The organism is Pseudomonas sp. 43mfcvi1.1 (assembly GCF_900115935.1).
Classification (GTDB): domain Bacteria; phylum Pseudomonadota; class Gammaproteobacteria; order Pseudomonadales; family Pseudomonadaceae; genus Aquipseudomonas; species Aquipseudomonas bijieensis.
Genome location: NZ_UETT01000006.1, coordinates 78,779 through 100,319, shown reverse-complemented (window position 1 = coordinate 100,319; position 21,541 = coordinate 78,779). Strand labels below are relative to the sequence as shown.

The 21,541-nt window shown below is 62.4% G+C and carries 19 protein-coding genes; 11 read left to right on the top strand and 8 right to left on the bottom strand.

The features are described from left to right. The first annotated feature begins 2 nt into the window (after positions 1-2). Positions 3-584 (top strand): cob(I)yrinic acid a,c-diamide adenosyltransferase, encoded by a 582-nt coding sequence (locus tag DTP52_RS13415; RefSeq protein ID WP_109753798.1) that lies wholly within the window; start codon positions 3-5, stop codon positions 582-584. A 115-nt stretch (positions 585-699) separates the two neighbouring features. Here DTP52_RS13415 and DTP52_RS13410 read toward each other — a convergent pair whose 3' ends face one another. The 4 genes from DTP52_RS13410 to secA all read right to left on the bottom strand — a co-directional run bounded on the left by DTP52_RS13410 (position 700) and on the right by secA (position 6,511). Next, positions 700-1,644, bottom strand: coding sequence for a Nudix family hydrolase (locus DTP52_RS13410; protein ID WP_109753797.1), 945 nt, complete (start codon positions 1,642-1,644; stop codon positions 700-702). Continuing rightward, positions 1,641-2,273, bottom strand: a complete 633-nt coding sequence (locus tag DTP52_RS13405) for a glutathione S-transferase family protein (RefSeq protein WP_109753796.1) — start codon at positions 2,271-2,273, stop codon at positions 1,641-1,643. Before DTP52_RS13405 ends, DTP52_RS13410 begins: the two co-directional genes overlap by 4 nt. A 162-nt stretch (positions 2,274-2,435) precedes the next feature. Continuing rightward, positions 2,436-3,653 (bottom strand): bifunctional glutamate N-acetyltransferase/amino-acid acetyltransferase ArgJ, encoded by a 1,218-nt coding sequence (gene argJ, locus DTP52_RS13400; RefSeq protein WP_109753795.1) that lies wholly within the window; start codon positions 3,651-3,653, stop codon positions 2,436-2,438. 122 nt (positions 3,654-3,775) lie between these two features. Further along, a complete protein-coding gene (secA, locus tag DTP52_RS13395; protein ID WP_109753794.1) occupies positions 3,776-6,511 on the bottom strand; it encodes a preprotein translocase subunit SecA in 2,736 nt (911 codons plus the stop codon). A 307-nt stretch (positions 6,512-6,818) separates the two neighbouring features. Here secA and DTP52_RS13390 point away from each other — a divergent pair, with 307 nt between their 5' ends. Beyond that, positions 6,819-7,274 (top strand): DUF721 domain-containing protein, encoded by a 456-nt coding sequence (locus tag DTP52_RS13390; RefSeq protein WP_064107032.1) that lies wholly within the window; start codon positions 6,819-6,821, stop codon positions 7,272-7,274. A gap of 272 nt (positions 7,275-7,546) precedes the next feature. On the opposite strand, the gene DTP52_RS13385 is transcribed toward DTP52_RS13390, so the two are convergent. Further along, entirely contained in the window at positions 7,547-9,034 is a 1,488-nt protein-coding gene (locus tag DTP52_RS13385) for a helicase HerA-like domain-containing protein (protein ID WP_109753793.1), read from the bottom strand. A 327-nt stretch (positions 9,035-9,361) separates the two neighbouring features. Between DTP52_RS13385 and DTP52_RS13380 the strand changes: the two genes are divergently transcribed. The 3 genes from DTP52_RS13380 to DTP52_RS13370 are packed head-to-tail and all read left to right on the top strand — an operon-like array spanning position 9,362 to position 12,229. Then, positions 9,362-10,453 carry a glycosyltransferase family 1 protein gene (locus DTP52_RS13380; RefSeq protein ID WP_109753792.1) on the top strand — a complete coding sequence of 364 codons (1,092 nt, stop codon included), beginning with the start codon at positions 9,362-9,364 and terminating at the stop codon, positions 10,451-10,453. A gap of 16 nt (positions 10,454-10,469) precedes the next feature. Continuing rightward, on the top strand, positions 10,470-11,237 hold the full coding sequence (locus DTP52_RS13375) for a DUF2334 domain-containing protein (RefSeq protein ID WP_109753791.1): 768 nt from the start codon (positions 10,470-10,472) through the stop codon (positions 11,235-11,237). After that, positions 11,234-12,229 carry a lysylphosphatidylglycerol synthase transmembrane domain-containing protein gene (locus DTP52_RS13370; RefSeq protein WP_109753790.1) on the top strand — a complete coding sequence of 332 codons (996 nt, stop codon included), beginning with the start codon at positions 11,234-11,236 and terminating at the stop codon, positions 12,227-12,229. Before DTP52_RS13375 ends, DTP52_RS13370 begins: the two co-directional genes overlap by 4 nt. Positions 12,230-12,233: 4 nt before the next feature. Here the strand turns inward: DTP52_RS13370 and DTP52_RS31185 are convergent, their stop codons facing one another. Together DTP52_RS31185 and purU are read right to left on the bottom strand one after the other, a co-directional pair. Next, positions 12,234-12,407, bottom strand: coding sequence for a hypothetical protein (locus DTP52_RS31185; RefSeq protein ID WP_178082484.1), 174 nt, complete (start codon positions 12,405-12,407; stop codon positions 12,234-12,236). Between the two features lie 228 nt (positions 12,408-12,635). Further along, on the bottom strand, positions 12,636-13,484 hold the full coding sequence (purU, locus tag DTP52_RS13365; RefSeq protein WP_003178545.1) for a formyltetrahydrofolate deformylase: 849 nt from the start codon (positions 13,482-13,484) through the stop codon (positions 12,636-12,638). A 307-nt stretch (positions 13,485-13,791) separates the two neighbouring features. Between purU and mvaT the strand changes: the two genes are divergently transcribed. Then, a complete protein-coding gene (gene mvaT, locus DTP52_RS13360; RefSeq protein WP_003205091.1) occupies positions 13,792-14,169 on the top strand; it encodes a histone-like nucleoid-structuring protein MvaT in 378 nt (125 codons plus the stop codon). An 81-nt stretch (positions 14,170-14,250) separates the two neighbouring features. Here the strand turns inward: mvaT and sbcB are convergent, their stop codons facing one another. Further along, complete coding sequence (gene sbcB / locus DTP52_RS13355) at positions 14,251-15,687, bottom strand: exodeoxyribonuclease I (protein WP_109753789.1); 1,437 nt, start codon at positions 15,685-15,687, stop codon at positions 14,251-14,253. 411 nt (positions 15,688-16,098) lie between these two features. Between sbcB and DTP52_RS13345 the strand changes: the two genes are divergently transcribed. The 5 genes from DTP52_RS13345 to DTP52_RS13325 are packed head-to-tail and all read left to right on the top strand — an operon-like array spanning position 16,099 to position 21,493. Next, the gene (locus DTP52_RS13345; protein ID WP_109753787.1) at positions 16,099-16,824 is read left to right on the top strand and encodes an RDD family protein; all 726 of its coding nucleotides are present in this window, start codon (positions 16,099-16,101) and stop codon (positions 16,822-16,824) included. After that, on the top strand, positions 16,821-17,795 hold the full coding sequence (locus DTP52_RS13340) for a stage II sporulation protein M (protein ID WP_109753786.1): 975 nt from the start codon (positions 16,821-16,823) through the stop codon (positions 17,793-17,795). The genes DTP52_RS13345 and DTP52_RS13340 overlap by 4 nt, the downstream gene beginning before the upstream one ends. Continuing rightward, positions 17,782-19,332, top strand: coding sequence for a DUF4129 domain-containing protein (locus DTP52_RS13335; RefSeq protein WP_109753785.1), 1,551 nt, complete (start codon positions 17,782-17,784; stop codon positions 19,330-19,332). Before DTP52_RS13340 ends, DTP52_RS13335 begins: the two co-directional genes overlap by 14 nt. Next, entirely contained in the window at positions 19,329-20,492 is a 1,164-nt protein-coding gene (locus DTP52_RS13330) for a DUF4350 domain-containing protein (protein ID WP_109753784.1), read from the top strand. The genes DTP52_RS13335 and DTP52_RS13330 overlap by 4 nt, the downstream gene beginning before the upstream one ends. Next, the gene (locus DTP52_RS13325; protein WP_109753783.1) at positions 20,489-21,493 is read left to right on the top strand and encodes a MoxR family ATPase; all 1,005 of its coding nucleotides are present in this window, start codon (positions 20,489-20,491) and stop codon (positions 21,491-21,493) included. The genes DTP52_RS13330 and DTP52_RS13325 overlap by 4 nt, the downstream gene beginning before the upstream one ends. The last annotated feature ends 48 nt before the right edge of the window (positions 21,494-21,541 follow it).

Sequence of the window (21,541 nt, the reverse complement as noted above, 5' to 3'; positions counted from 1 at the left end):
GCATGGGCTTTCGCCTGTCGAAGATTTACACCCGCACCGGCGACAAAGGTGAAACCGGGTTGGGCGATGGTCGCCGCGTGGCAAAGGACCACCCACGGGTCGAGGCCATCGGTGAAGTGGATACGCTGAACAGTCAGCTAGGGTTGTTGCTGGCCGGGCTCGCCGCTGAAACGGCCCGGTACCCGGGCCTGAAGGAGGTCAGCGATGTGCTGGGGCCTTGCCAGCATCGACTGTTCGACTTGGGTGGCGAACTGGCGATGCCGGCGTACCAGGCGTTGAACGCGGCGGAAATCGAGCGGCTGGAAGCGGCGATCGATGTGTGGAACGAGGAATTGGGCCCCCTGGAAAACTTCATCCTGCCCGGTGGCTCGACGTTGATAGCCCAGGCCCACGTCTGCCGCAGCCTGGCCCGCAGCGCCGAGCGCCGTTGCCAGCACTTGAACGCCGTGGAGCCATTGGCTGGACCGGGGTTGGCCTATATCAATCGCTTGTCGGACCTGCTGTTTGTCGCGGCGCGGGTGATTGCCCGGCGCCAGGGAGTGGCGGAGGTGTTGTGGGAGGCGGCGGTCAAGCCTGGGAGCTGAATGAGTCGCCTGTCAGGGCCCCATCGCGAGCAGGCTCGCTCCCACACTGGCTCTGCGGAGTTCCCCCTGTGGGAGCGAGCCTGCTCGCGATGAGGCCTGCCCATTCACCACAGAATCAAGCTTCAGGCCAAAACGCCCGAATCCCCGCCACACCTTGCGCGCCAGCCTCCCAGGCCTTCTGCCGTTCGCCAGGCCCTACCCCACCCAACAGATAGACCGGTTTGTTGAAACCGTCGATCAACCGAGCGGCCTCTGCCCATCCCAACGGCTGGGCATCAGGGTGAGTCTGGGTCGGTTGCACCGGCGAGAGCGTCACGAAATCCACGTCCATCTGCTGCGCCAAAGCCAATTCCTCGGCGTTATGACAGGAGGCCGCCAGCCAGCGATCCTTGCCGAACGGTCGACCGGCCGCTGCATGCTTGCGCAATTGTGCTGCGGTGATATGCCAACCTGCGGAGGGAAAGTCCCCCAGCCATTCGAACGGCCCCTTGAGCATCAGTTGGGCCTTGCCGGCGCACAACCCCGCCGCATCCACCGCCAGGTCGCGGTATTGCGGGTCGTAGCCGTTGGGGGCACGTAGCTGGACCAACTTGATCCCGCCAGCGATCGCCTTCTGCATGCCGCGCAGCAAGGCCGGCGTCTCCAGGCCTTCAGGGGTGATCAGGTATTCATCCGGCAAACGAGCCGCCGCGACGATCGGCTGATTGGCCGCTGGAAACTCATGGTTCGGCAGGTCGCGGGCCGTCACCCAGGCCAACGGCTGCCCTTCGGCACCGTGGGGCTCGCCGGTGAACGCCGAGACTTCCCAGACATCCAGCAACACCTGTTTGTCCGGGTAATCGTGGCGCACCTTGATCAACGGCCGGGCGGCATCGACGACAATGCCCAGCTCCTCATGAAGTTCACGGGCCAGGGCGGTTTCGACGGACTCATCGGCCTCGACCTTGCCACCAGGGAATTCCCACAGGCCGCCCTGGTGCTGGGTGTCGGCCCGTCGGGCGATCAGGATTTTGCCGGCGGCATCGCGAATGACCGCCGCCGCCACATGAACTCGTTTCACCGCGCAGTTTCCTCCAGGCCAGCCTGTTGCCACGCCTTGAACGCCGGCCATTGATAAAGGGTTTCGACGTAGGCCGCATCGACCTCCGACAGGGCCACCTGATAAGTGCGCAAGCGCACGGCAATAGGGGCAAAAAACGCATCGGCCAGGCTCACGCGACCAAACAGGTAGGGGCCGGTTTCGGTCGCCGCGTCACGGCATTCGGCCCACAGCGCCAGCAGCCGCTCGATTTCCGCCTGGACGTCAGCCGGCACGGGCGACAATGGCGCATCGCGCAACAGGTCAAACGGCATGTTGCTGCGGATAGCGAAAAAACCGCTGTGCATTTGCGCACAGGCCGAGCGTGCCTGGGCCCGGGCGGCCACATCCTTGGGCCAGAGACCGGCATCCGGAAACTGCTCGGCCAGGTATTCGGCAATCGCCAGGGAATCGGCGATCACGCCAAATTCGGTCTTGAGCAACGGGACCTTGGCCGTGGCCGAATACTTGAGCAGTTTCTCACGGGTGTCGGGTTGGTCGAGCCTGACCAGCTCTTCGGTGTACTTCGCGCCGGTCAGTGCCAGGGCGAGCGCGCCGCGCATGGACCAGGAGGATAGATCTTTATCGCCGATGATCAGGTGCAGGCTCATGTGGATTCCTTTCTTATGGTTCTGGGGTGTCTGTAATGGCGCCATCGCGAGCAGGCTCGCTCCCACAGGTAGATTGGTGGTGTGAACACTTTCTATGTCACCCAACAATTCCCCTGTGGGAGCGAGCCTGCTCGCGATAGGAGCGACTCAGACCCGAGCGTATTAAGTCCGGTACTCAGCGTTGATCTTCACATACTCGTGGGACAGGTCGGTAGTCCAGATCGTTTCGCTGCAAGCACCACGCCCCAGCTCGATACGGATGGTGATCTCTTCCTGTTGCATCACCGCCGCCCCCTGGGCTTCGGTATAGGTCGCAGCGCGAGCACCCTGGCTGGCGATACAGACTTCACCGAGGAACACGTCGATCTTGCTCACGTCCAGCTCCGGCACGCCGGCACGGCCAACGGCGGCGAGGATCCGGCCCCAGTTCGGGTCAGAGGCGAACAGCGCGGTCTTGATCAGCGGCGAGTGGGCCACGGTGTAGCCGACATCCAGGCATTCCTGGTGATTGCCACCACCATTGACCTGCACGGTCACGAACTTGGTCGCGCCTTCGCCGTCACGCACGATGGCCTGGGCCACTTCCATGCACACTTCGAACACTGCCTGCTTCAGGGCGGCGAACAGCGGCCCACTGGCCTCGGTGATCTCCGGCAGGTTGGCCTTGCCGGTGGCGATCAGCATGCAGCAGTCGTTGGTGGAGGTGTCGCCGTCGATGGTGATGCGGTTGAACGACTTGTTGGCGCCGTCGAGCATCAGGTCTTGCAGCACCTGCCGGGAAACCTTGGCGTCGGTGGCGATGTAGCCGAGCATGGTCGCCATGTTCGGGCGGATCATGCCGGCGCCTTTGCTGATGCCGGTGACGGTGACGGTCACGCCGTCGTGCTGGAACTGACGACTCGCGCCCTTGGGCAGGGTGTCGGTGGTCATGATGCCGGTGGCGGCCGCGGCCCAGTTGTTTTCCGACAGGTCATCGAGCGCCGCCTGCAGCGCGCCCTCGATCTTCTCGACCGGCAGCGGTTCGCCGATCACGCCGGTGGAATATGGCAGCACCTGGCTGGCATCGACGCCGGTCAGCTCCGCCAGCTTGGCGCAGGTGCGCTCGGCGGCGGCCAGGCCTGGCGCGCCGGTGCCGGCGTTGGCGTTACCGGTGTTGGTCAGCAAGTAACGCACCGGCCCCTGTACGCGCTGCTTGGCCAGGATGACCGGAGCTGCGCAAAAGGCGTTGAGGGTGAACACCCCAGCGACCGTCGAACCTTCGGCGCAACGCATGACCACGACGTCCTTGCGCCCGGGGCGCTTGATGCCCGCCGAAGCGATACCGAGTTCAAAACCGGCAACCGGGTGCAACGTTGGCAACGGACCAAGACCAACAGCCATGAATGCGCTCCTAAATTAGATGTATATCGACGCCGTCCTCATCGAAACGGCGAATCAAATGGCAAAACGCCGCGACGGCTAGGAGCCGGTCGCGGCGCGGGTGGTTCAGCGTTGAAACGGGTTTATTGGATCTGCCCGTGGCAATGCTTGTATTTCTTGCCCGAACCGCAGTAGCACAGTTCGTTACGGCCCAGCTTCTGCTCGTTGCGCACCGGCGCGGTGGCCAGGGCGACATCGACATCGACACCCTCTTCGGCGACCACTTCCAGGCCCGGGGCTTCGGCGTGTTCGAACTGCATGCGCGCAGCCAGGGCTTCGGCTTCCTGGCGCAGGCGAGCTTCTTCTTCGGCCGGGTCTTCGCGGCGAACCTGAACGTGGGACAGCACGCGGATCGAATCGCGCTTGATCGAATCGAGCAATTCGGAGAACAGCGTGTAGGACTCGCGCTTGTACTCCTGCTTCGGGTTCTTCTGGGCATAACCGCGCAAATGGATACCATGACGCAGGTGGTCCATGGTCGACAGGTGGTCTTTCCACAAGTCGTCCAGTACGCGCAATACAATCTGCTTCTCGAAGGAGCGCAGCGCTTCTTCGCCGGCCTGGTCTTCTTTCTCGTTGTACGCGGCGATCAATTCGGCCAGCAGCTTCTCGCGCAGGGTTTCTTCGTACAGGTGATCGTCTTCGTCGAGCCACTGCTGGATCGGCAATGCCACGCCGAAATCGCTCTGCAAGGCGGCTTCCAGGCCGGCGACGTCCCACTGTTCCGGCAGCGACTGCGGCGGGATATGGGCGCTGACGGTGGCGTTGAGCACGTCCTGGCGGAAGTCGGCGATGGTTTCGCCAATGTTGTCGGCGGCCAACAAACTGTTACGCATGTGATAGATCACTTTACGCTGTTCGTTGTTGACGTCGTCGAACTCGAGCAATTGCTTGCGGATATCGAAGTTGCGGCCCTCGACCTTGCGCTGGGCCTTCTCGATGGCGTTGGTCACCATGCGGTGCTCGATCGCCTCGCCTGGCTGCATGCCCAGGGCCTTCATGAAGTTCTTCACCCGGTCAGAGGCGAAGATGCGCATCAGGCTGTCTTCCAGGGACAGGTAGAAGCGGCTGGAACCGGCGTCACCCTGGCGACCGGCACGGCCACGCAGCTGGTTGTCGATACGCCGCGATTCGTGACGCTCGGAAGCGATTACCTGCAAGCCACCGGACTCCAGTACCTGCTGGTGACGCTTCTGCCAATCGGCCTTGATCTGCGCGATCTGCTCGGGGGTCGGGTTTTCCAGGCTGGCGACTTCCACTTCCCAGTTGCCGCCCAGCAGGATATCGGTACCACGACCGGCCATGTTGGTGGCGATGGTCAGCGCACCCGGGCGACCGGCCTGGGCGATGATCTCGGCTTCCTTCTCGTGGAACTTGGCGTTGAGGACCTTGTGCTCGATGCCTTCCTTGTTGAGCAAGGCGGACATGTGCTCGGAGGTCTCGATGGTGGCGGTACCCACCAGGATCGGCCGGCCCTGGGCCATGCCTTCCTTGATGTCGTTGATGATCGCCGCGTACTTCTCTTCGGCGGTCAGGAACACCAGGTCGTTGTAGTCTTTACGAGCCAGCGGCTTGTTCGGTGGAATCACCACCACTTGCAGGCCGTAGATCTGGTGGAATTCGAACGCTTCGGTGTCAGCGGTACCGGTCATGCCGGACAGCTTGTTGTACAGGCGGAAGTAGTTCTGGAAGGTGGTGGAAGCCAGGGTCTGGCTCTCGGCCTGGATGTTCAGGTTTTCCTTGGCTTCGATGGCCTGGTGCAGGCCTTCGGACAAGCGACGACCCGGCATGGTACGGCCGGTGTGTTCGTCCACCAGCACGACCTGGCCGTCCTGGACGATGTATTCGACGTTGCGATGGAACAGCTTGTGGGCGCGCAGGCCAGCGTAGACGTGGGTCAGCAGGCCCAGGTTATGGGCCGAGTAGAGGCTCTCGCCTTCGGCCAGCAAGCCGACGCGGGTGAGCATTTCCTCGATGAACTGGTGACCGGCCTCGTTGAGCTCGACCTGGCGGGTCTTCTCGTCGATGGTGTAGTGCCCCGGCTGGGTCACTTCGCCTTCGACTTCCTCGACGTGCAACTTGAGCTGCGGGATCAGCTTGTTGATCTCGATGTACAGCTTGGAGCTGTCCTCGGCCTGACCGGAAATGATCAGCGGGGTACGCGCTTCGTCGATGAGGATGGAGTCGACTTCGTCGATCACGGCAAAGTTGAGTTCACGCTGGAATTTTTCTTCCATGCTGAACGCCATGTTGTCGCGCAGGTAGTCGAAACCGAATTCGTTGTTGGTGCCGTAGGTAATGTCGGCAGCGTAGGCGGCGCGCTTCTCTTCCGGCGGCTGGAACGGCGTGACGACGCCGACGGTCAGGCCGAGGAATTCGTAGAGCGGGCGCATCCAGTTGGCGTCGCGGCGGGCCAGGTAGTCGTTGACCGTCACCACGTGCACGCCCTTGCCGGACAGTGCATTGAGGTACACGCCCAGGGTCGCCACGAGGGTCTTGCCCTCACCGGTACGCATTTCGGCGATCTTGCCTTCGTGCAAGGTCATGCCACCAATCAACTGAACGTCGAAGTGGCGCATGCCCATGATCCGCTTGCCGGCTTCACGGGCAACCGCAAAGGCTTCGGGCAGGATCTGGTCAAGGGTTTCCCCCTTGGCGATGCGGTCCTTGAATTCGGCAGTCTTGGCGCGTAACTGATCGTCCGAAAGGGCCACCATTTGCTCTTCGAAGGCATTGACAGTCTGTACCGTCTTGAGCATGCGCTTGATTTCACGCTCGTTCTTGCTTCCAAAAAGTTTCTTTAACAAAGGCGCAAACATATCGGCAGGATCTTCCACACTAAAGGGATGGAGGGCGGCCCCGTGAGTCGCCCGTGCAGCCCTCATGGCCGCATGCGAACGAGCATTCTACCCGGAAACGATGGAGAGGAAAGTGGCGTTATTCCACGATGCTGGCACAGCGCTGTGACGGGGCCTCCCTAAAATAAGGGCTTTTGCACGAACTTCAACCCACAAAGCGCAGAAGTTACTCATTGATTGTGCAGCCAAAAGCCGCAGGGCGAGAGGGTCGAGGCGCATCCGGCGCTTTCTGCTACCATGGCGCCTCTGTCACTTGCGGTATTCATTCATGGCCTTTCGCCCTCTTCCAGCCAAGGCGCCCGCCGTTCTGCTGCGCGAAGCCAAGCCGCTGAAAGCCATCTTTGGCCACGCCAGACGCCTGGGTCACTTGCAGCGCTTGCTCGACAGCCAGTTGCAGCCGGCCGCCCGCGAGCATTGCCACGTGGCGTCCTGGCGCGAAGGCAGCCTGCTGCTGATCGTCACCGACGGCCACTGGGCCACCCGCCTGCGCTACCAGCAAAAACGCCTGCTGCGCCAATTGCAGGCATTCGAAGAGTTCGCCAACCTGACGCGAATCCTGTTCAAGGTCCAGCCGCCCACCGTCCAGGTCGGCGCCAAGGGGCATACGCTGGATTTGTCCACCGATGCCGCCGCGACCATTCAGGCCACGGCGGACGGCATCACCGACCCCAACCTGCGAGCGGCGCTGGAGCGATTGGCGGCCCATGCGCGGCCCAAGGGCTGAGATTTTCGTCGCCTGTTCAATCGCTATCGCGAGCAGGCTCGCTCCCACAGTGGTTCTTCAGTGAACACTAAATTTGTGTACCACACAGATCCCTTGTGGGAGCGAGCCTGCTCGCGAAAGCGGTGGGCCAGCGGATGAAGATGTTGCCTGTGCCGACGCCTTCGCGAGCAAGCCCGCTCCCACAAGGGATCTGCGGCGGACACAAATTTTGTGTCTGACACAAATCCCCTGTGGGAGCGGGCTTGCTCGCGAAGGGGGCTACTCGGTCTTGACTACCGGCGCTTGCTGCCCCCCAGCAACGACCCCATCAATCCGCGCACCAACTGCCGGCCCAGTTGATTGGCCGCCTGGCGCATCGCCGATTTAAGCGCCTGGCCGGCCGCCGTACCGAGAAACTCCCCGGCCTTTTCCGTGAAGCTCGGTTCTTCGGCCGCCGGTTTGCCTGGGGCCACTTCGGCCTGCGGCTCCAGCCCCTTGCGCCCCATCAGCACTTCATAGGCCGATTCGCGATCGATCGGTTTGTCGTAGCGCCCTTGCAACGGCGAGCTGGCGATCAGCCCGGCGCGTTCGGCCTCGCTCAGCGGCCCGATGCGCGACTGCGGTGGCGCGACCAGCACGCGCTGGACCATTTCCGGCGTACCTTTTTCCTGCAAGGTGCCCACCAGTGCTTCACCGATGCCCAGCTCAGTGAGCACCGCCAGGGCATCGAATTGCGGATTCGGCCGGAAACCGTCCGCCACCGCCCGCAACGACTTCTGCTCCTTGGCGGTAAAGGCCCGCAAGCCATGCTGGATACGCAACCCCAACTGCGCCAACACGTCGTCTGGTAGATCCCCCGGCGACTGGGTCACGAAATACACCCCAACGCCTTTGGAACGGATCAGCCGTACCACTTGCTCCAAACGTTCCTGCAACGCCTTGGGGGTGCCGGCAAACAGCAAGTGCGCTTCATCGAAGAACAGCGCCAACAGCGGCTTGTCCGCATCACCGCGCTCGGGCAACTGCTCGAATAGCTCGGCCAGCAGCCACAGCAGGAACGTCGCGTAGACCTTCGGCGCTTCATGGACCAGGCGGCTGGCGTCCAGCAAGTGGATGCGACCGCGGCCATCGCTGGCCGGTTGCAGGATGTCTTCCAATTGCAGGGCTGGCTCGCCGAACAACGCGTCCGCGCCCTGCTGTTCCAGGGTGGACAAGCGTCGCAACAAGGCCTGGCTGGAGCCGGTGGTCATCAGGGCCGCGTCGTCCCCCAGCAACTCGGGGTTGTCCTTGAGGTGATTGAGCAGCGCCTTGAGGTCCTTGAGGTCGAGCAGCAACAGGCCTTCGCGGTCGGCCACCTTGAACGCCGCGTAAAGCGCCGACTGCTGGCTGTCCGTCAGTTCCAGCAGGCTACCGATCAACAACGGGCCCATTTCACTCAGGGTGGTGCGCAGCGGATGACCGGACTGGCCGTGGATATCCCACAAGGTCACCGGATAAGCCTGGGGTCGGTGATTGAGCCAAGGCATGCCGGCGATGCGCTCGGCGATTTTGCCCTGGGGATTGCCGGCAGCGCCGAGGCCACACAGGTCACCTTTGATATCCGCGGCGAACACCGCCACGCCGGCATCGCTGAACATTTCGGCCAGGCGCTGCAAGGTGACGGTCTTGCCGGTACCGGTGGCACCCGCCACCAGACCATGACGGTTCGCCAGGCGCATGGCCTGGGCGATGGGCTGGCCGCTGAGGTCGGCGCCAATAATGAGTTGCGATGAGTCAGGCATATGGTCACCCGTGGTGTTTGCGATATGACGCCATTTTGCACGCTTATATAAAAGCATGCCTGGCGCATCAAGGCCCTGGCACTGGAAATAAAAACCGCATTTGACCGCACTCATGTGGCGAGGGAGCTTGCTCCCGCTGGGCTGCGAAGCGGCCCCAAAATCTTGGGAGCGCTTCGCACTCCAGCGGGAGCAAGCTCCCTCGCCACATATTCATTGGCATAGCCACTACGTCACCACAACCCCAACCGAACATCTATTCTTACTAAAGGTCAACACAGGAGAACACAGACCGGAGGGACGTTCATCGTGCACATAGCGGACATCACCATGTTCTACGCCCCCGCCAGCGGAGGCGTGCGCACTTATCTGGATGCCAAGCACCGACGCCTGGGCGATCGGCCCGGGATTCGCCACAGCCTGCTGATCCCCGGCGCGCATTTGAGCGAGCACGATGGGATCTACAAGGTTCCGGCCCCCGCCCTGCCTTTCGGCAAGGGCTATCGTTTCCCACTTCGCCTGGCCCCCTGGCGCAATGTCCTGCGTGATCTGCAGCCGGATCTGATTGAAGTCGGCGACCCCTACCTCACCGCATGGGCGGCCCTGGACGCACGGCGTCAGCTCGACGTGCCCGTTATCGGCTTTTATCACTCCGACCTGCCACTGTTGGTGAGCAATCGCATGGGCAACTGGTTCACCCCCAACATCGAAGCCTATGTCAGCAAGTTGTACGGCAATTTCGACCGGGTCCTGGCACCCAGCCAGGTCATGGCCGACAAACTGACCGGGTTGGGGGTCAAGAACGTCTACGTGCAACCGCTGGGCGTCGACCTGCAGACCTTCAACCCGGCCGCCCGCGACCCGGAGCTGCGGGCTGAGCTGGGTATCGCCGAAGACACGCGCCTGCTGATTTTCGCCGGTCGTGGCTCCAAGGAAAAAAACCTGCCGGTGCTGCTCAAGTGCATGAAGCGCCTGGGCGAACGCTATCACCTGTTGTTGGTGGGCTCGTCGATGCCCGCCGTGGTGCCGGACAACGTCACGGTAATCGATGAGTTCTGCCCGGCGCCGCAAGTCGCCCGGCTCATGGCCAGCGCCGACGCCCTGTTGCACGCTGGCGACCAGGAGACCTTCGGCCTGGTGATCCTCGAAGCCATGGCCAGCGGTATTCCCGTGGTGGCGGTGGCGGCCGGGGCCTTCACCGAAATCGTCCATGAAGACTGCGGGCTGCTGTGCACGCCCAACAACCCGCAGGCCATGGCCAACGCCGTGCGGCAGCTTTTCTCCGAAGGTTGCCAACGCCGTGGGGTTCTGGCGCGTCAGCATGTGGAGCGCCGTTACGCCTGGGACTCCGTGGTCAACAGCTTGCTGGGGCATTACTACGCCGTGCTCGGCGAACAGATGCCGCTGCTGGCCAATGGTTGAGGCGAGGTCCGTGTCGATGAATCAACCGCCCAGCGTGCTATTGGTGCTGCACGACGTAGCACCGCAAACCTGGCCCGACTACCAGCCCTTCGTCGAGGCCGTTGATGCCCTCGGCCAAGTGCCAATGACCTGGCTGGTGGTGCCGGACTTTCACCGCACCAATGACCTGGAGGCTCACCCCGGCTTTCGGCGCCTGCTCGACAGCCGGGTAGAGCGCGGCGACGAACTGGTGTTGCATGGCTACTACCATTGCGACGACGGCCCTGTCGCCCTTCATCCCAAGGACTGGTTCATGCGCCGGGTCTATACCCATGAGGGGGAGTTCTACCATCTGTCCGAGGCGCAGGCCCTCGCCCGCCTGCGCGCCGGTATCCAAACCTTCGAGCGCTACCACTGGCCGCTGGAAGGTTTCGTCGCCCCGGCCTGGCTGATGAGCGAAGGTACGCGCCAGGCCTTACGTCAGTTACCGCTGAGCTACACCAGCGACACCCAACACCTTTATCGCTTGCCCGATTTCACCGCCATCGACGCGCCGGGGCTGGTCTGGAGTGCCCGCAGCGCCTGGCGCCGAGGCCTGTCGAAAGTCATCAGCGACCAGCGTGAACAACGCTGGCGCCAGGCACCGGTAATTCGCCTGGGCCTGCACCCGGTGGACATGCGCCACACGTTTTCCCGGGACTATTGGCTGCGCACCCTCGAACGCCTGCTCAACGACGGCCGCGTGCCGATGACCAAACTCGACTGGCTGGCGACCCAGGGGCTGCGGGCCCGCAGCGCCGCATGAAACGGCTGATCTGGCTGGGCGCCGCGCTGCTCACGGCGCTGCTGGTTCCGCTGCTGGTGGGCGGCGGGGAAATGTGGTCGCGGGTGCAGCGTTTTCCCTTGTCGCTGCTGCTGGCCATGCTCGGCATGATCGTGCTGTGCTGGGGCTTGAACTCCGTGCGCTTGCGCCTGTTGCTAGGCGAACATCGTGGTCGCATCAGCGGACTGAAAAGCGTCGGCGTGGTGATGTCCACCGAGTTCGCCATGTGCGCGACGCCCGGAGGCAGTGGCGGCCCGCTGACGCTGATGGCCCTGCTGGCGCGCAACGGCGTGCGCCCGGCCCATGGCAGCGCGGTGTTTGCCATGGATCAGTTGAGCGACTTGCTGTTCTTCCTCTGCGCCCTGGTGGGCATTCTGTTTTACGCGCTGTTCCAGAACCTCAGCCAGCGCATGGAATGGATGCTGGTGTTGAGCGCGATTTCATTGTTCGGCGGGCTGTTCGGCTGCGTACTGGTGGCCCGTTATCACCGCAAGCTGATTCTGCTGGGCGCTCGATTGCTGCGTCACTTGCGTGTGAAGCCCCTCACCCGCCGACGCTGGGCACGCAAGATCCTGAGCTTTCTGGCGGCGTTCACCGACACCTTGAAGTTGCCACGACAGACACTGTTCCAGGTCTTCGGCCTGACCTGCCTGCACTGGGCGTTGCGCTACAGCGTGTTGTACCTGGCATTGAGGGGGCTGGGGGCGGATTTGCAATGGGCCTGGTGTTTCCTGATCCAGATGCTGTCCTTGAGCGCGGGGCAGTTCAGCCTATTGCCGGGCGGTGCCGGAGCGGCGGAGTTGACCTCGGCGGCGCTGCTGGCGCCCATGGTGGGCAAATCCACCGCGGCGGCGGCGATTCTGATCTGGCGGGCGGTGACCTATTACTTTTATCTGGTGGCCGGTGGGCCGGTGTTCTTCCTGATGGTCGGGCGGCCGTTGATCAAGAAACTGATCCGGCTCAGGCAAGCCTGACAGATCAAGGTTTCTGTTCAGAATCGTCCTGGGGATGCAACTGCTCCCACAATTGCGCGGCATCGGGAAACTCAGTGCCGTCCTCCGGGCCCAACGCGTCGGGGTCGTAGCGGCTGAGGCAGCCCTCGCCCAGGGTCGCCGGCGCGTTGGAAGTGGCTTTGTCCAATGGATCGGTCATGGCGCGTTCCTCCCTTGAGGTGGCATGAAAATCACCGTGGCGAGGGAGCTTGCTCCCGCTCGGCTGCGCAGCAGTCGTAAAACCTGCCTACTCTACTTTCCCGATGCACGGTGTTGAATTTTTTGGTCTGCTTCGCAGCCCAGCGGGAGCAAGCTCCCTCGCCACGGACATCGTTGTTCTTCAGTAAAAAGGCCTGGCGATCGCTCGTCCAGGCCCTTTGCAGTGTAGTCAGAAGACCACGGTCTTGTTGCCGTGCACCAACACCCGGTCTTCCAGGTGATAACGCAGGCCACGGGCCAACACCATCTTCTCTACGTCACGGCCGAAACGCACCATGTCTTCGATGCTGTCGCTGTGGCTGACGCGCACTACATCCTGCTCGATGATCGGGCCGGCATCCAGCTCTTCGGTCACGTAGTGGCAGGTGGCGCCAATCAGCTTCACACCGCGCATCGACGCCTGGTGGTACGGCTTGGCACCGACGAATGACGGCAGGAAGCTGTGGTGGATGTTAATGACCTTATGGGCATATTCGCTGCATAAGGCTGGCGGCAGGATTTGCATGTAGCGCGCCAGCACCACCACCTCGGCATCGTGCTGCTTGACCAGCCGCGAAACCTCGGCAAACGCCGGCTGCTTGTCCTGCGGGTTGACCGGTACGTGGTAGTACGGGATACCGTGCCATTCCACCATGCTGCGCAAGTCGTCATGGTTGGAAATCACACAGGCGATGTCGCAATCGAGCTCATCGCTGTGCCAGCGGTGCAGCAGGTCGGCCAGGCAGTGAGACTCACGGCTGGCCATCAACACCACGCGTTTTTTCTGCGCGGTGTCGGTGATACGCCAGTCCATCGAGAACTCTTCGGCAATGGGGGCGAACGCTTCACGAAAGGCTTCGATACCGAAGGGCAGCGAGTCGGCACGAATCTCGTGACGCATGAAAAACCAACCACTTTGATTGTCCGAGTGATGGCTCGCTTCGGTGATCCAGCCGTTATGGGACGCCAGAAAGTTACTGACTTTAGCAACGATACCGACGCGGTCCGGGCAAGCAATCACCAGACGAAAAGTGCGCATTAGGGAAACTCCAGAACTTCGCAAAGGCGGCCATTCTAGCCATTGCGCGGCAAAACTGCAGTATCGATGACACGCCACCTTCTCAGCGACGGCCCCGGGCCACGACCTGCGCGGTCTGGGCAAGCAGGCTATATGTGTGAACAGATGTGAAGGCATCTGTCGCGGTATTTAACTGCAACAGGCATTTTTGTGGCACAGCACTAATTAATTAAATAAAACACCGGTTAAATGTTTACTTGATGAAACTGTCTGATTACTATTGCCGCACTGTCTCCTTGTCACCCGCGTCCTACATAAGGTAGTCCACATGTCCTTGATCAATGAATACCGCGCCACAGAAGAAGCCATCAAAGAACTGCAAGCTCGCCTGAAAAATCTGTCCCAAGACGACAAACTGCAAACCGAGCTTGAATTCGAAGGCAAACTGCGCACTCTGATGGGCGAATACTCCAAGTCGCTGCGCGACATCATTGCCCTGCTGGATCCAGAAGCCAAGTCGAGCAAAGCACCACGTGGCGCCGTCAAAACTACCGGCACCAAACGCGCTCGCAAAGTTAAGCAATACAAGAACCCGCACAACGGTGAAGTCATCGAAACCAAAGGTGGCAACCACAAGACTCTGAAAGAGTGGAAAGCCAAGTGGGGCGGTGACGTGGTTGAAGGCTGGGCAACCCTGCTGGGCTAAGCCTTAGCGCTTCGCACCGTTCTTTGCGAACAAAAAACGCCAGCGATTGCTGGCGTTTTTTATGCCTGCCATCTTTTTACTTCATCGCGGCTCAAGGCTTAAACGTTTGCGCAATTGCTGGCTATAGCCCTGCCACTCCGCGAGTACTTCTCGCTGCATTGGCGTAGACAGCGTCATCCACTCTGCCATCGCTTCATCAAAACTTTCCAAGGTATTAGGCGCGCCCCATTCCGGGGATGACAGACGTTGTTGGCAGAAAAGTCTCCAACGCCCCTGCTCTTCAGGACTCAACGTATCCGGAAAGTTGCGTGCGCGATATCGGAACAATAGTTCCGGCAAACGCGCATCATCGAACGGCCAGCGTTCTTGAGCCAATTGCGCCGGATCAGCCATGCGCACTTGCTCACATAAACGCCGATCACGATCGCCCAAGAAGCCTGCGTATAACTGTTGCTCGGGATCCTCGCTGGCGCTGAAATCCTCGCGAGCATAAATAGCCTGAAGTTTATCCTGCCAAACTTTCTGTGCGTCAGTTAGCCGCAATGCCCGCTGCTGATAGCCCTCCATGTCCAGTTCCAATCGCTGCTGGTCCTCGGCACGCAGCACCGACAACGGCGCGATCACCGGACACTTGTTGATGTGGATAAGCTTGAGCGGCACCGGCAACTCTCCTTCGAGCAATGCTTCCCGGCGGGTATACAAGCGCTGGCGCAGGCTTTCGGCATCGAGGTCCAGCAGGCCCTGGGGGTCCAGGTGCAGGTCACAGACAATCAGGGCGTTGCGGTTTTTCGGATGCCAGGCCAGCGGCAAGACCACACCGATGTAGTTGCGCGCCGCCGAGAAGCGACCGGAAATATGCACCATGGGCTGCAACAGGCGGATCTGGTCCATCACCTTCTGTTTACTGCGCAACTGGAACAACCAATCGTAGAGCCTGGGCTGCTTCTGCCGGATCAGGCGCGCCAGGGCGATGGTCGCGCGCACGTCCGACAACGCGTCGTGGGCCTGGCCATGATCGATGCCATTGGCGGCGGTCAGGCGCTCGAGCTTGAGGGTAACGCGACCATCCTCTTGCGGCCAGACAATGCCATCGGGGCGCAGCGCATAAGCGGCGCGCACCACATCGATCAGGTCCCAACGACTGTTGCCGCCCTGCCATTCCCGCGCGTACGGGTCGAAGAAATTCCGATAGAGGCTGTAGCGGGTCATTTCATCGTCGAAGCGCAGGGTGTTGTAGCCGGCGCCACAGGTGCCGGGCGCTGCCAGTTGTCCGTGGACACGGGTCATGAAATCGGCTTCGCTCAAGCCTTTCTCGACCAGGCATGCCGGGGTGATACCGGTAATCGCACAGGCTGCCGGATGGGGCAGGATGTCATCGCTGGGCCGGCAATACAGATTCACCGGCTCGTCGATTTCATTGAGCTCGAAATCGGTTCGGATACCCGCCACCTGCAAGGGCCGGTCACAACGCGGGTTGATGCCGGTGGTTTCGTAGTCGTACCAGAAAATGGAAGTCACGGGCTGTTCCTGAACTGAAGACTGGCGAAGTCTAGGCGTTCGAACCCGCCGGCGACCAGCAGTCCTGTAACTTTTGAATGCCAATGCGCGGGGCCACCACCCCCCTTGTGGGGGCGAGCCTGCTCGCGATGGCGGTGGGTCAGCTTGTATTGATGTTGAATGTAACGCCGTCATCGCGAGCAGGCTCGCTCCCACAGTTGATCTATGGCGCCCTCGAATGCACTGCCCACCGCCCCCCTATGGGAGCGAGCCTGCTCGCGATGGCGGTAGGTCAGGAACAGACAGTGCTCGCCCTCTCAATTCCGTTGCTAACCATGAAATGACATACACAGTTGTATCGTTTGCCCGCACGAAGACTGCTAGCATCTGGGCCGAGATTGAACATTCGGTCTGGCCCATCACAGGTTGCCCATGCTCGAGACACCAGCACTGCAAAGGAACGCGACGCTGCCCGCGCCCCTGGACACGCGCTATCAGGTTGAAACGCCCGAAGGCATCGACCTGCCGCTGCGCCCGGCGGGATTGATGCCGCGTGCAATCGCCTTCGCCATCGACCTGGGCATACGCGGGTTGGTCCTGGGGCTGTTCTTCCTGGTGCTGGCGTTTTTCGGCGAGCTGGGGATCGGCCTGGGATCGATCCTGCTGTTTGTCGTCAGTTGGTGGTACATGGTGCTGTTCGAGGTGCTCAACCAGGGGCGCTCTCCCGGCAAACAGATCATGGGCCTGCGCGTGGTACAGGACGACGGCCGGCCCATCGGTTGGTCGGCGTCGTTGATCCGCAACCTCCTGCGTTTCGTCGACATGCTGCCCTTCGGCTACACCTTCGGCGCCATCAGTTGCCTGCAACACCCGGCATTCAAGCGCCTGGGCGACCTCGCGGCCGGCACGCTGGTGGTGTATCGCGAGCAGCCGGTCAAACGCCCCGCATTGCCAATGGCGGCCCCGATACGAACGCCTTTCACCCTGAGCCTGCAGGAACAACGCGCAGTGCTGGGCTTCGCCGAACGCCAGGCAGAACTGTCCCAGGCGCGGGTCAACGAACTGGCGGCCATCCTGGCCGCGCCACTGAACGTCCAGGTGCCGCACGCCGTCGCCGAACTCAATGGCGTCGCCCGCGGCTTGTTGGGGCCAACATGAAGCAAAGCCTGTTCGAAAGCCGTTACCAAGGGGAATGGGCGCAGCTGTCCCGGCAACTCGACCAACTGGAGCGCAGCCGCAGTGTGCCCCAGAGCAGCGACTTCCCTGCCACCTACCGACGGCTTTGCCATCATTTGGCACTGGCCCAGGCCCGGGGTTACAGCAGCTTGCTGGTCGACACGCTGCAACAACTGGCGCTGCGCGGTCACCAGCAACTCTACCGGGATCGCAGCCGGCCATCGGCCAGTCTCTCGGCCTTTATCCTGGTTGGTTTCCCCCGCCTGGTGCGTGAACAATGGCGATTCGTGCTGGCTGCCAGCCTGATGTTCCTGGGCAGCCTGGTCGGCATCGGGCTACTGGTCTATCTGTTCCCGGAACTGGTCTACAGCGTGCTCGGCGCCGACGAAATCAGCCAGATCCGCAGCATGTATGACCCGGCCTCCGGGCACCTGGGTCGCTCGGTCGAACGGGCCGCCAGCGAGGACTGGGTCATGTTCGGCTACTACATCATGCACAACATCGGCATTGCCTTTCAGACCTTTGCCAGTGGCTTGATGTTTGGGCTGGGCAGCGCGTTCTTCCTGTTTTTCAATGGGCTGACCATCGGCGCGGTGGCCGGGCACCTGACCCAGATCGGCTCCGGGGGAACGTTCTGGTCGTTCGTGATCGGCCACGGCGCCTTCGAACTCACCGCCATCGCCCTGGCCGGAGCCGCGGGCCTGCAATTGGGCTGGGCCTTGATCGCGCCGGGGCGCCTGACCCGGGGCGAGGCCTTGCGGCTCGCCGCGGGCAAAAGCGTGCTGATGATCGGCGGCGTGATGCTGTTCCTGCTGATTGCCGCGTTCATCGAGGCCTACTGGTCTTCCAGCGCCGTGACGCCCGCCACCAAATATACGGTGGGCGCCTTGTTGTGGCTGTTGGTGATCAGTTATCTGTCGTTTGCCGGACGGGTGCGCCATGCGCCTGAGTGACGCCACCGTCGTTATCCGCCCCCGCACCACCTGGGAAGCCATGGACCTGGGCGTGCTGATGAGCCAGCAGCATCGACGTCTGCTGATGACCAGTTGGGCGATCATCACGCTGCCGGTGTACCTGTTGTTATCCCTGCTGCTGTGGGATTCACCGTCGCTGGTGGTGATGCTGTTCTGGTGGTTGAAGCCGGCCTTTGAGCGTCTGCCGCTGTACATCCTGTCCAAGGCGCTGTTCGGCGAAACCCCCACCTTGAGGCAGGCCTTGCTCCAGTGGCCGGCGCTGCTCAAGCCCCAGTTGCTGGCCAGCCTGACCTGGCGCAGGCTGAGCCTGAGCCGCAGCTTCCTGATGCCGGTGGTGCAACTCGAGGGGCTTTCCGGCGAAGCGCGGACGCAGCGCTTGCGGGTATTGCTGCAACGCAACCGCGGCGCGGCGCAATGGTTGACCATCATCGGCGCGCATCTGGAAACCGCCTTGTGGTTCGGCCTGATGGCCTTGTTCTATCTGTTCGTGCCGCAACAAGTCGAACTGCAATGGGATTGGGAGATGTTGGTGTCGGCGGCGGAGCGGGACTGGTTGTGGTTCGAACACCTGGTCAACTTCCTCTACCCGCTGCTGCTGATCCTGTGGGAGCCGGTGTATGTCGCCTGCGGCTTCAGCCTCTACCTGAACCGACGCACGATCCTCGAAGCGTGGGACATCGAGCTGGTGTTCCGGCGCCTGCGTCAGCGCCTGAACGGCGTGGCCACGGTGTTGATGCTGCTGGCGCTCATGCTGCTGCCGCTGGCGCCCCCGGCGTTTGCCGCCGAGGACAGCAGCGGCCCCGACAGCCCACGACTACTCAACCAGCCCCTCACCAGCGAAGCCTCCCGGGACGGCATCAAGGCGATCCTCGACGCCCCGCCGTTCAAGAACCCCGAGACCGTCACCCGCTATCGTTTCGGCGAAGAAACCGCCGAATCCCCAGAGACCGAGAACGAGAACGAGGCCAAACCGAGCTGGCTCAAGGCCCTGTTCAAATGGCTCGGCAGCCAACGCTTCGACATCACCGCGGCACTGATCCAGGTGGTGCTGTGGGCTTGCCTGGTGGGGGCGATCGCCTGGCTGGCCTGGCGTTACCGTGAAAGATTCAAGACCCTGGCCAATCGCCGACCGACGAAGCGCCCGCCAACGGAACGAGCAACACCTGCGCGCATGTTCGGCCTGGATATTCGCGAAGAGAGCCTGCCCGCCGACGTGGCCGCCAGCGTCGAACAACTGTGGGCCACAGAGCCCCGTGAAGCCCTGGGCCTGCTGTACCGGGCGCTGCTCAGCCGATTGCATCACGACTTCAAGATCCCCCTGAAACCGGCCGACACCGAAGGCCAGGTGCTGCAACGCGTCGAACAGCTCAAGCAGGAAAACCTGCTGGGCTTCAGCAAAAACCTGACCTTGCATTGGCAGAACATTGCCTACGGGCATCGCCCTCCGCCGGCACACCTGCAACAGGAACTGTGTGACGGCTGGCGCGGACTGTTCGGTCCGGGAGCGGCCCGATGAGTCGGCACGCAGGCTGGCTGATCGGCGCCGTGCTCGCCGCGCTGGTGGGCGCATTGGCCTTCTATCTCTACGCCAAGGCCGTCCCCTACGAGGAAACCATCGAGCACGGCCCCTCCCCGCAAGCCCAGGCCAATCCTTACCTGGCCGCCGAGCTTTTCCTGCGCCAGCAGGGTATCAACGTCGAGCACGCCAACAACCTGAACGTACTGCCCACCCTGGAGCCTCGCCAGCACAGCCTGCTATTGCTGGGCGAGCGAACCCACATGACGCCACGGGAGGTCGAACAGTTGATGAACTGGACCCGGGCCGGCGGGCGCTTGCTCTTCGTTGCCGAAGCCTTGTGGGACGAGACCACCGGTAGCAGCGGCGACTTGCTGCTCGACCGCGTGCGCCTGCATCAACTGTTGAGCAAGGACCTCAAGGAGCCGGCGCCCGAACTGATCAAGGACCGTTATCCCGAGCTGACCAAGCTCTACCTGGAGGACGAAGAGGCGCCGGCGTATGTCGGCTTCGACACCGACTTTCACCTCGAAGACCCGCATAACCTGGCCCAGGCCTGGGCCAACAGCGCGCTGTCGACCCACATGATGCAACTGAACCTCGGCCTGGGCTCGATCACCGTGATTACCGACGCCGAGCTGTGGAAGAACGAGAACATCGAGCAGTACGACAACGCCTGGTTGCTCTGGTATTTGAGTGCCGACACCGACGTCACGCTGCTGTACAACACCGACCATGACAACCTGCTGACCCTGCTGCTGCGCTACTTTCCCCAGGCGCTGGTGGCGCTACTCGCCTTGATTGCCCTGTGGTTCTGGCGTTCGGCGGTGCGTCATGGCCCACTGCAACAACCGGCCCCCAAGGCGCGGCGACAGCTGGAAGAACACGTGCAGGCCAGCGCCGGTTTCCACCTTCGCCACAACGGCCAGCAACACTTGTTGCACGCCTTGCAACAAGACCTGCTGCGCCGGGCGCGCTACCTTCATCCAGGCTTCGAACAACTGGCCGTCGCCGAACAATGGCAGGTCCTCGCCCGCCTGACCCGGCAACCCACCCGAGCCATCAGCCAGGCGTTGAGCCCACGACCGAAACAGCGTATGTCCAGCGCAGAGTTCTGCCGCCAGGTCGCCCATTTGCAAACTCTCAGGAATGCCTTATGACTGAACAGAACGAACCTGTCGACGCCCAGGCCCATGCCGCCCAACAGCGCCAGCGCGCCAGTCAGTTGGCCCAGGCCATCCGCACCGAGCTGGGCAAGGCGGTGGTCGGTCAGGCCAGCGTGATCGACGATGTGCTCACAGCACTGATCGCCGGCGGGCACGTGCTGCTCGAAGGTGTTCCCGGGTTGGGCAAGACCTTGCTGGTGCGGGCCCTGGCTCGCTGTTTCAACGGCGAGTTCGCGCGCATCCAGTTCACCCCCGACCTGATGCCCAGCGACGTCACCGGGCATGCGGTGTACGACTTGCAGACCGAGCAGTTCAAGCTGCGCAAAGGCCCGGTGTTCACCAACCTGCTGCTGGCCGACGAGATCAACCGCGCACCGGCCAAGACCCAGGCCGCGCTGCTCGAAGCCATGCAGGAACGCCAGGTCACCCTCGAAGGCCGGGCCCTGCCCATCAGCCAGCCGTTCATGGTCCTCGCCACCCAGAACCCCATCGAACAGGAAGGCACCTACCCGCTGCCGGAAGCCGAGCTCGACCGCTTCATGCTCAAGGTGCGCATGGACTACCCCGACGCCGACCAGGAGCTGGACATGGTGCGCCAGGTCAGTCGCTCGACCCGCGCCGACATGCTCGACGTGCAGCCGTTGCGCACGGTGTTGCAAGCCAAGGACGTGCAAGCGCTGCAACGCATCGCCAGCGATCTGCCAATGGACGATCAAGTGCTCGACTACGCCGTGCGCCTGGCCCGCACCACCCGCAGTTGGCCGGGCTTGACCCTCGGCGCCGGCCCGCGTGCCTCGATTGCCCTGGTGCGTTGCGCCCGGGCACGGGCGTTGTTGCGCGGCGGCGAGTTCGTGGTGCCGGATGACATCAAGGGCTGCGCCCTGGCCGTGCTGCGCCATCGGGTGCGACTGGCGCCGGAGCTGGACATCGAAGGGCTGACGGTGGACCAGGTGCTGGGGCAACTGCTCGATCAAGTGCCGGCGCCGCGGTTGTGAATAACACCAGCATGATAAGGGGATTTATGTGGGAGCAAGGCTTGCCCG

Coding starts and splice junctions, on each gene's coding strand:
- DTP52_RS13415 (WP_109753798.1), top strand. CDS start 3: ATGGGCTTTCGCCTGTCGAAGATTTACACCCGCACCGGCGACAAAGGT.
- DTP52_RS13405 (WP_109753796.1), bottom strand. CDS start 2,273: ATGAGCCTGCACCTGATCATCGGCGATAAAGATCTATCCTCCTGGTCC.
- argJ (WP_109753795.1), bottom strand. CDS start 3,653: ATGGCTGTTGGTCTTGGTCCGTTGCCAACGTTGCACCCGGTTGCCGGT.
- secA (WP_109753794.1), bottom strand. CDS start 6,511: ATGTTTGCGCCTTTGTTAAAGAAACTTTTTGGAAGCAAGAACGAGCGT.
- DTP52_RS13390 (WP_064107032.1), top strand. CDS start 6,819: ATGGCCTTTCGCCCTCTTCCAGCCAAGGCGCCCGCCGTTCTGCTGCGC.
- DTP52_RS13385 (WP_109753793.1), bottom strand. CDS start 9,034: ATGCCTGACTCATCGCAACTCATTATTGGCGCCGACCTCAGCGGCCAG.
- DTP52_RS13380 (WP_109753792.1), top strand. CDS start 9,362: ATGTTCTACGCCCCCGCCAGCGGAGGCGTGCGCACTTATCTGGATGCC.
- DTP52_RS13375 (WP_109753791.1), top strand. CDS start 10,470: ATGAATCAACCGCCCAGCGTGCTATTGGTGCTGCACGACGTAGCACCG.
- DTP52_RS13370 (WP_109753790.1), top strand. CDS start 11,234: ATGAAACGGCTGATCTGGCTGGGCGCCGCGCTGCTCACGGCGCTGCTG.
- DTP52_RS31185 (WP_178082484.1), bottom strand. CDS start 12,407: ATGACCGATCCATTGGACAAAGCCACTTCCAACGCGCCGGCGACCCTG.
- purU (WP_003178545.1), bottom strand. CDS start 13,484: ATGCGCACTTTTCGTCTGGTGATTGCTTGCCCGGACCGCGTCGGTATC.
- mvaT (WP_003205091.1), top strand. CDS start 13,792: ATGTCCTTGATCAATGAATACCGCGCCACAGAAGAAGCCATCAAAGAA.
- DTP52_RS13345 (WP_109753787.1), top strand. CDS start 16,099: ATGCTCGAGACACCAGCACTGCAAAGGAACGCGACGCTGCCCGCGCCC.
- DTP52_RS13340 (WP_109753786.1), top strand. CDS start 16,821: ATGAAGCAAAGCCTGTTCGAAAGCCGTTACCAAGGGGAATGGGCGCAG.
- DTP52_RS13335 (WP_109753785.1), top strand. CDS start 17,782: ATGCGCCTGAGTGACGCCACCGTCGTTATCCGCCCCCGCACCACCTGG.
- DTP52_RS13330 (WP_109753784.1), top strand. CDS start 19,329: ATGAGTCGGCACGCAGGCTGGCTGATCGGCGCCGTGCTCGCCGCGCTG.
- DTP52_RS13325 (WP_109753783.1), top strand. CDS start 20,489: ATGACTGAACAGAACGAACCTGTCGACGCCCAGGCCCATGCCGCCCAA.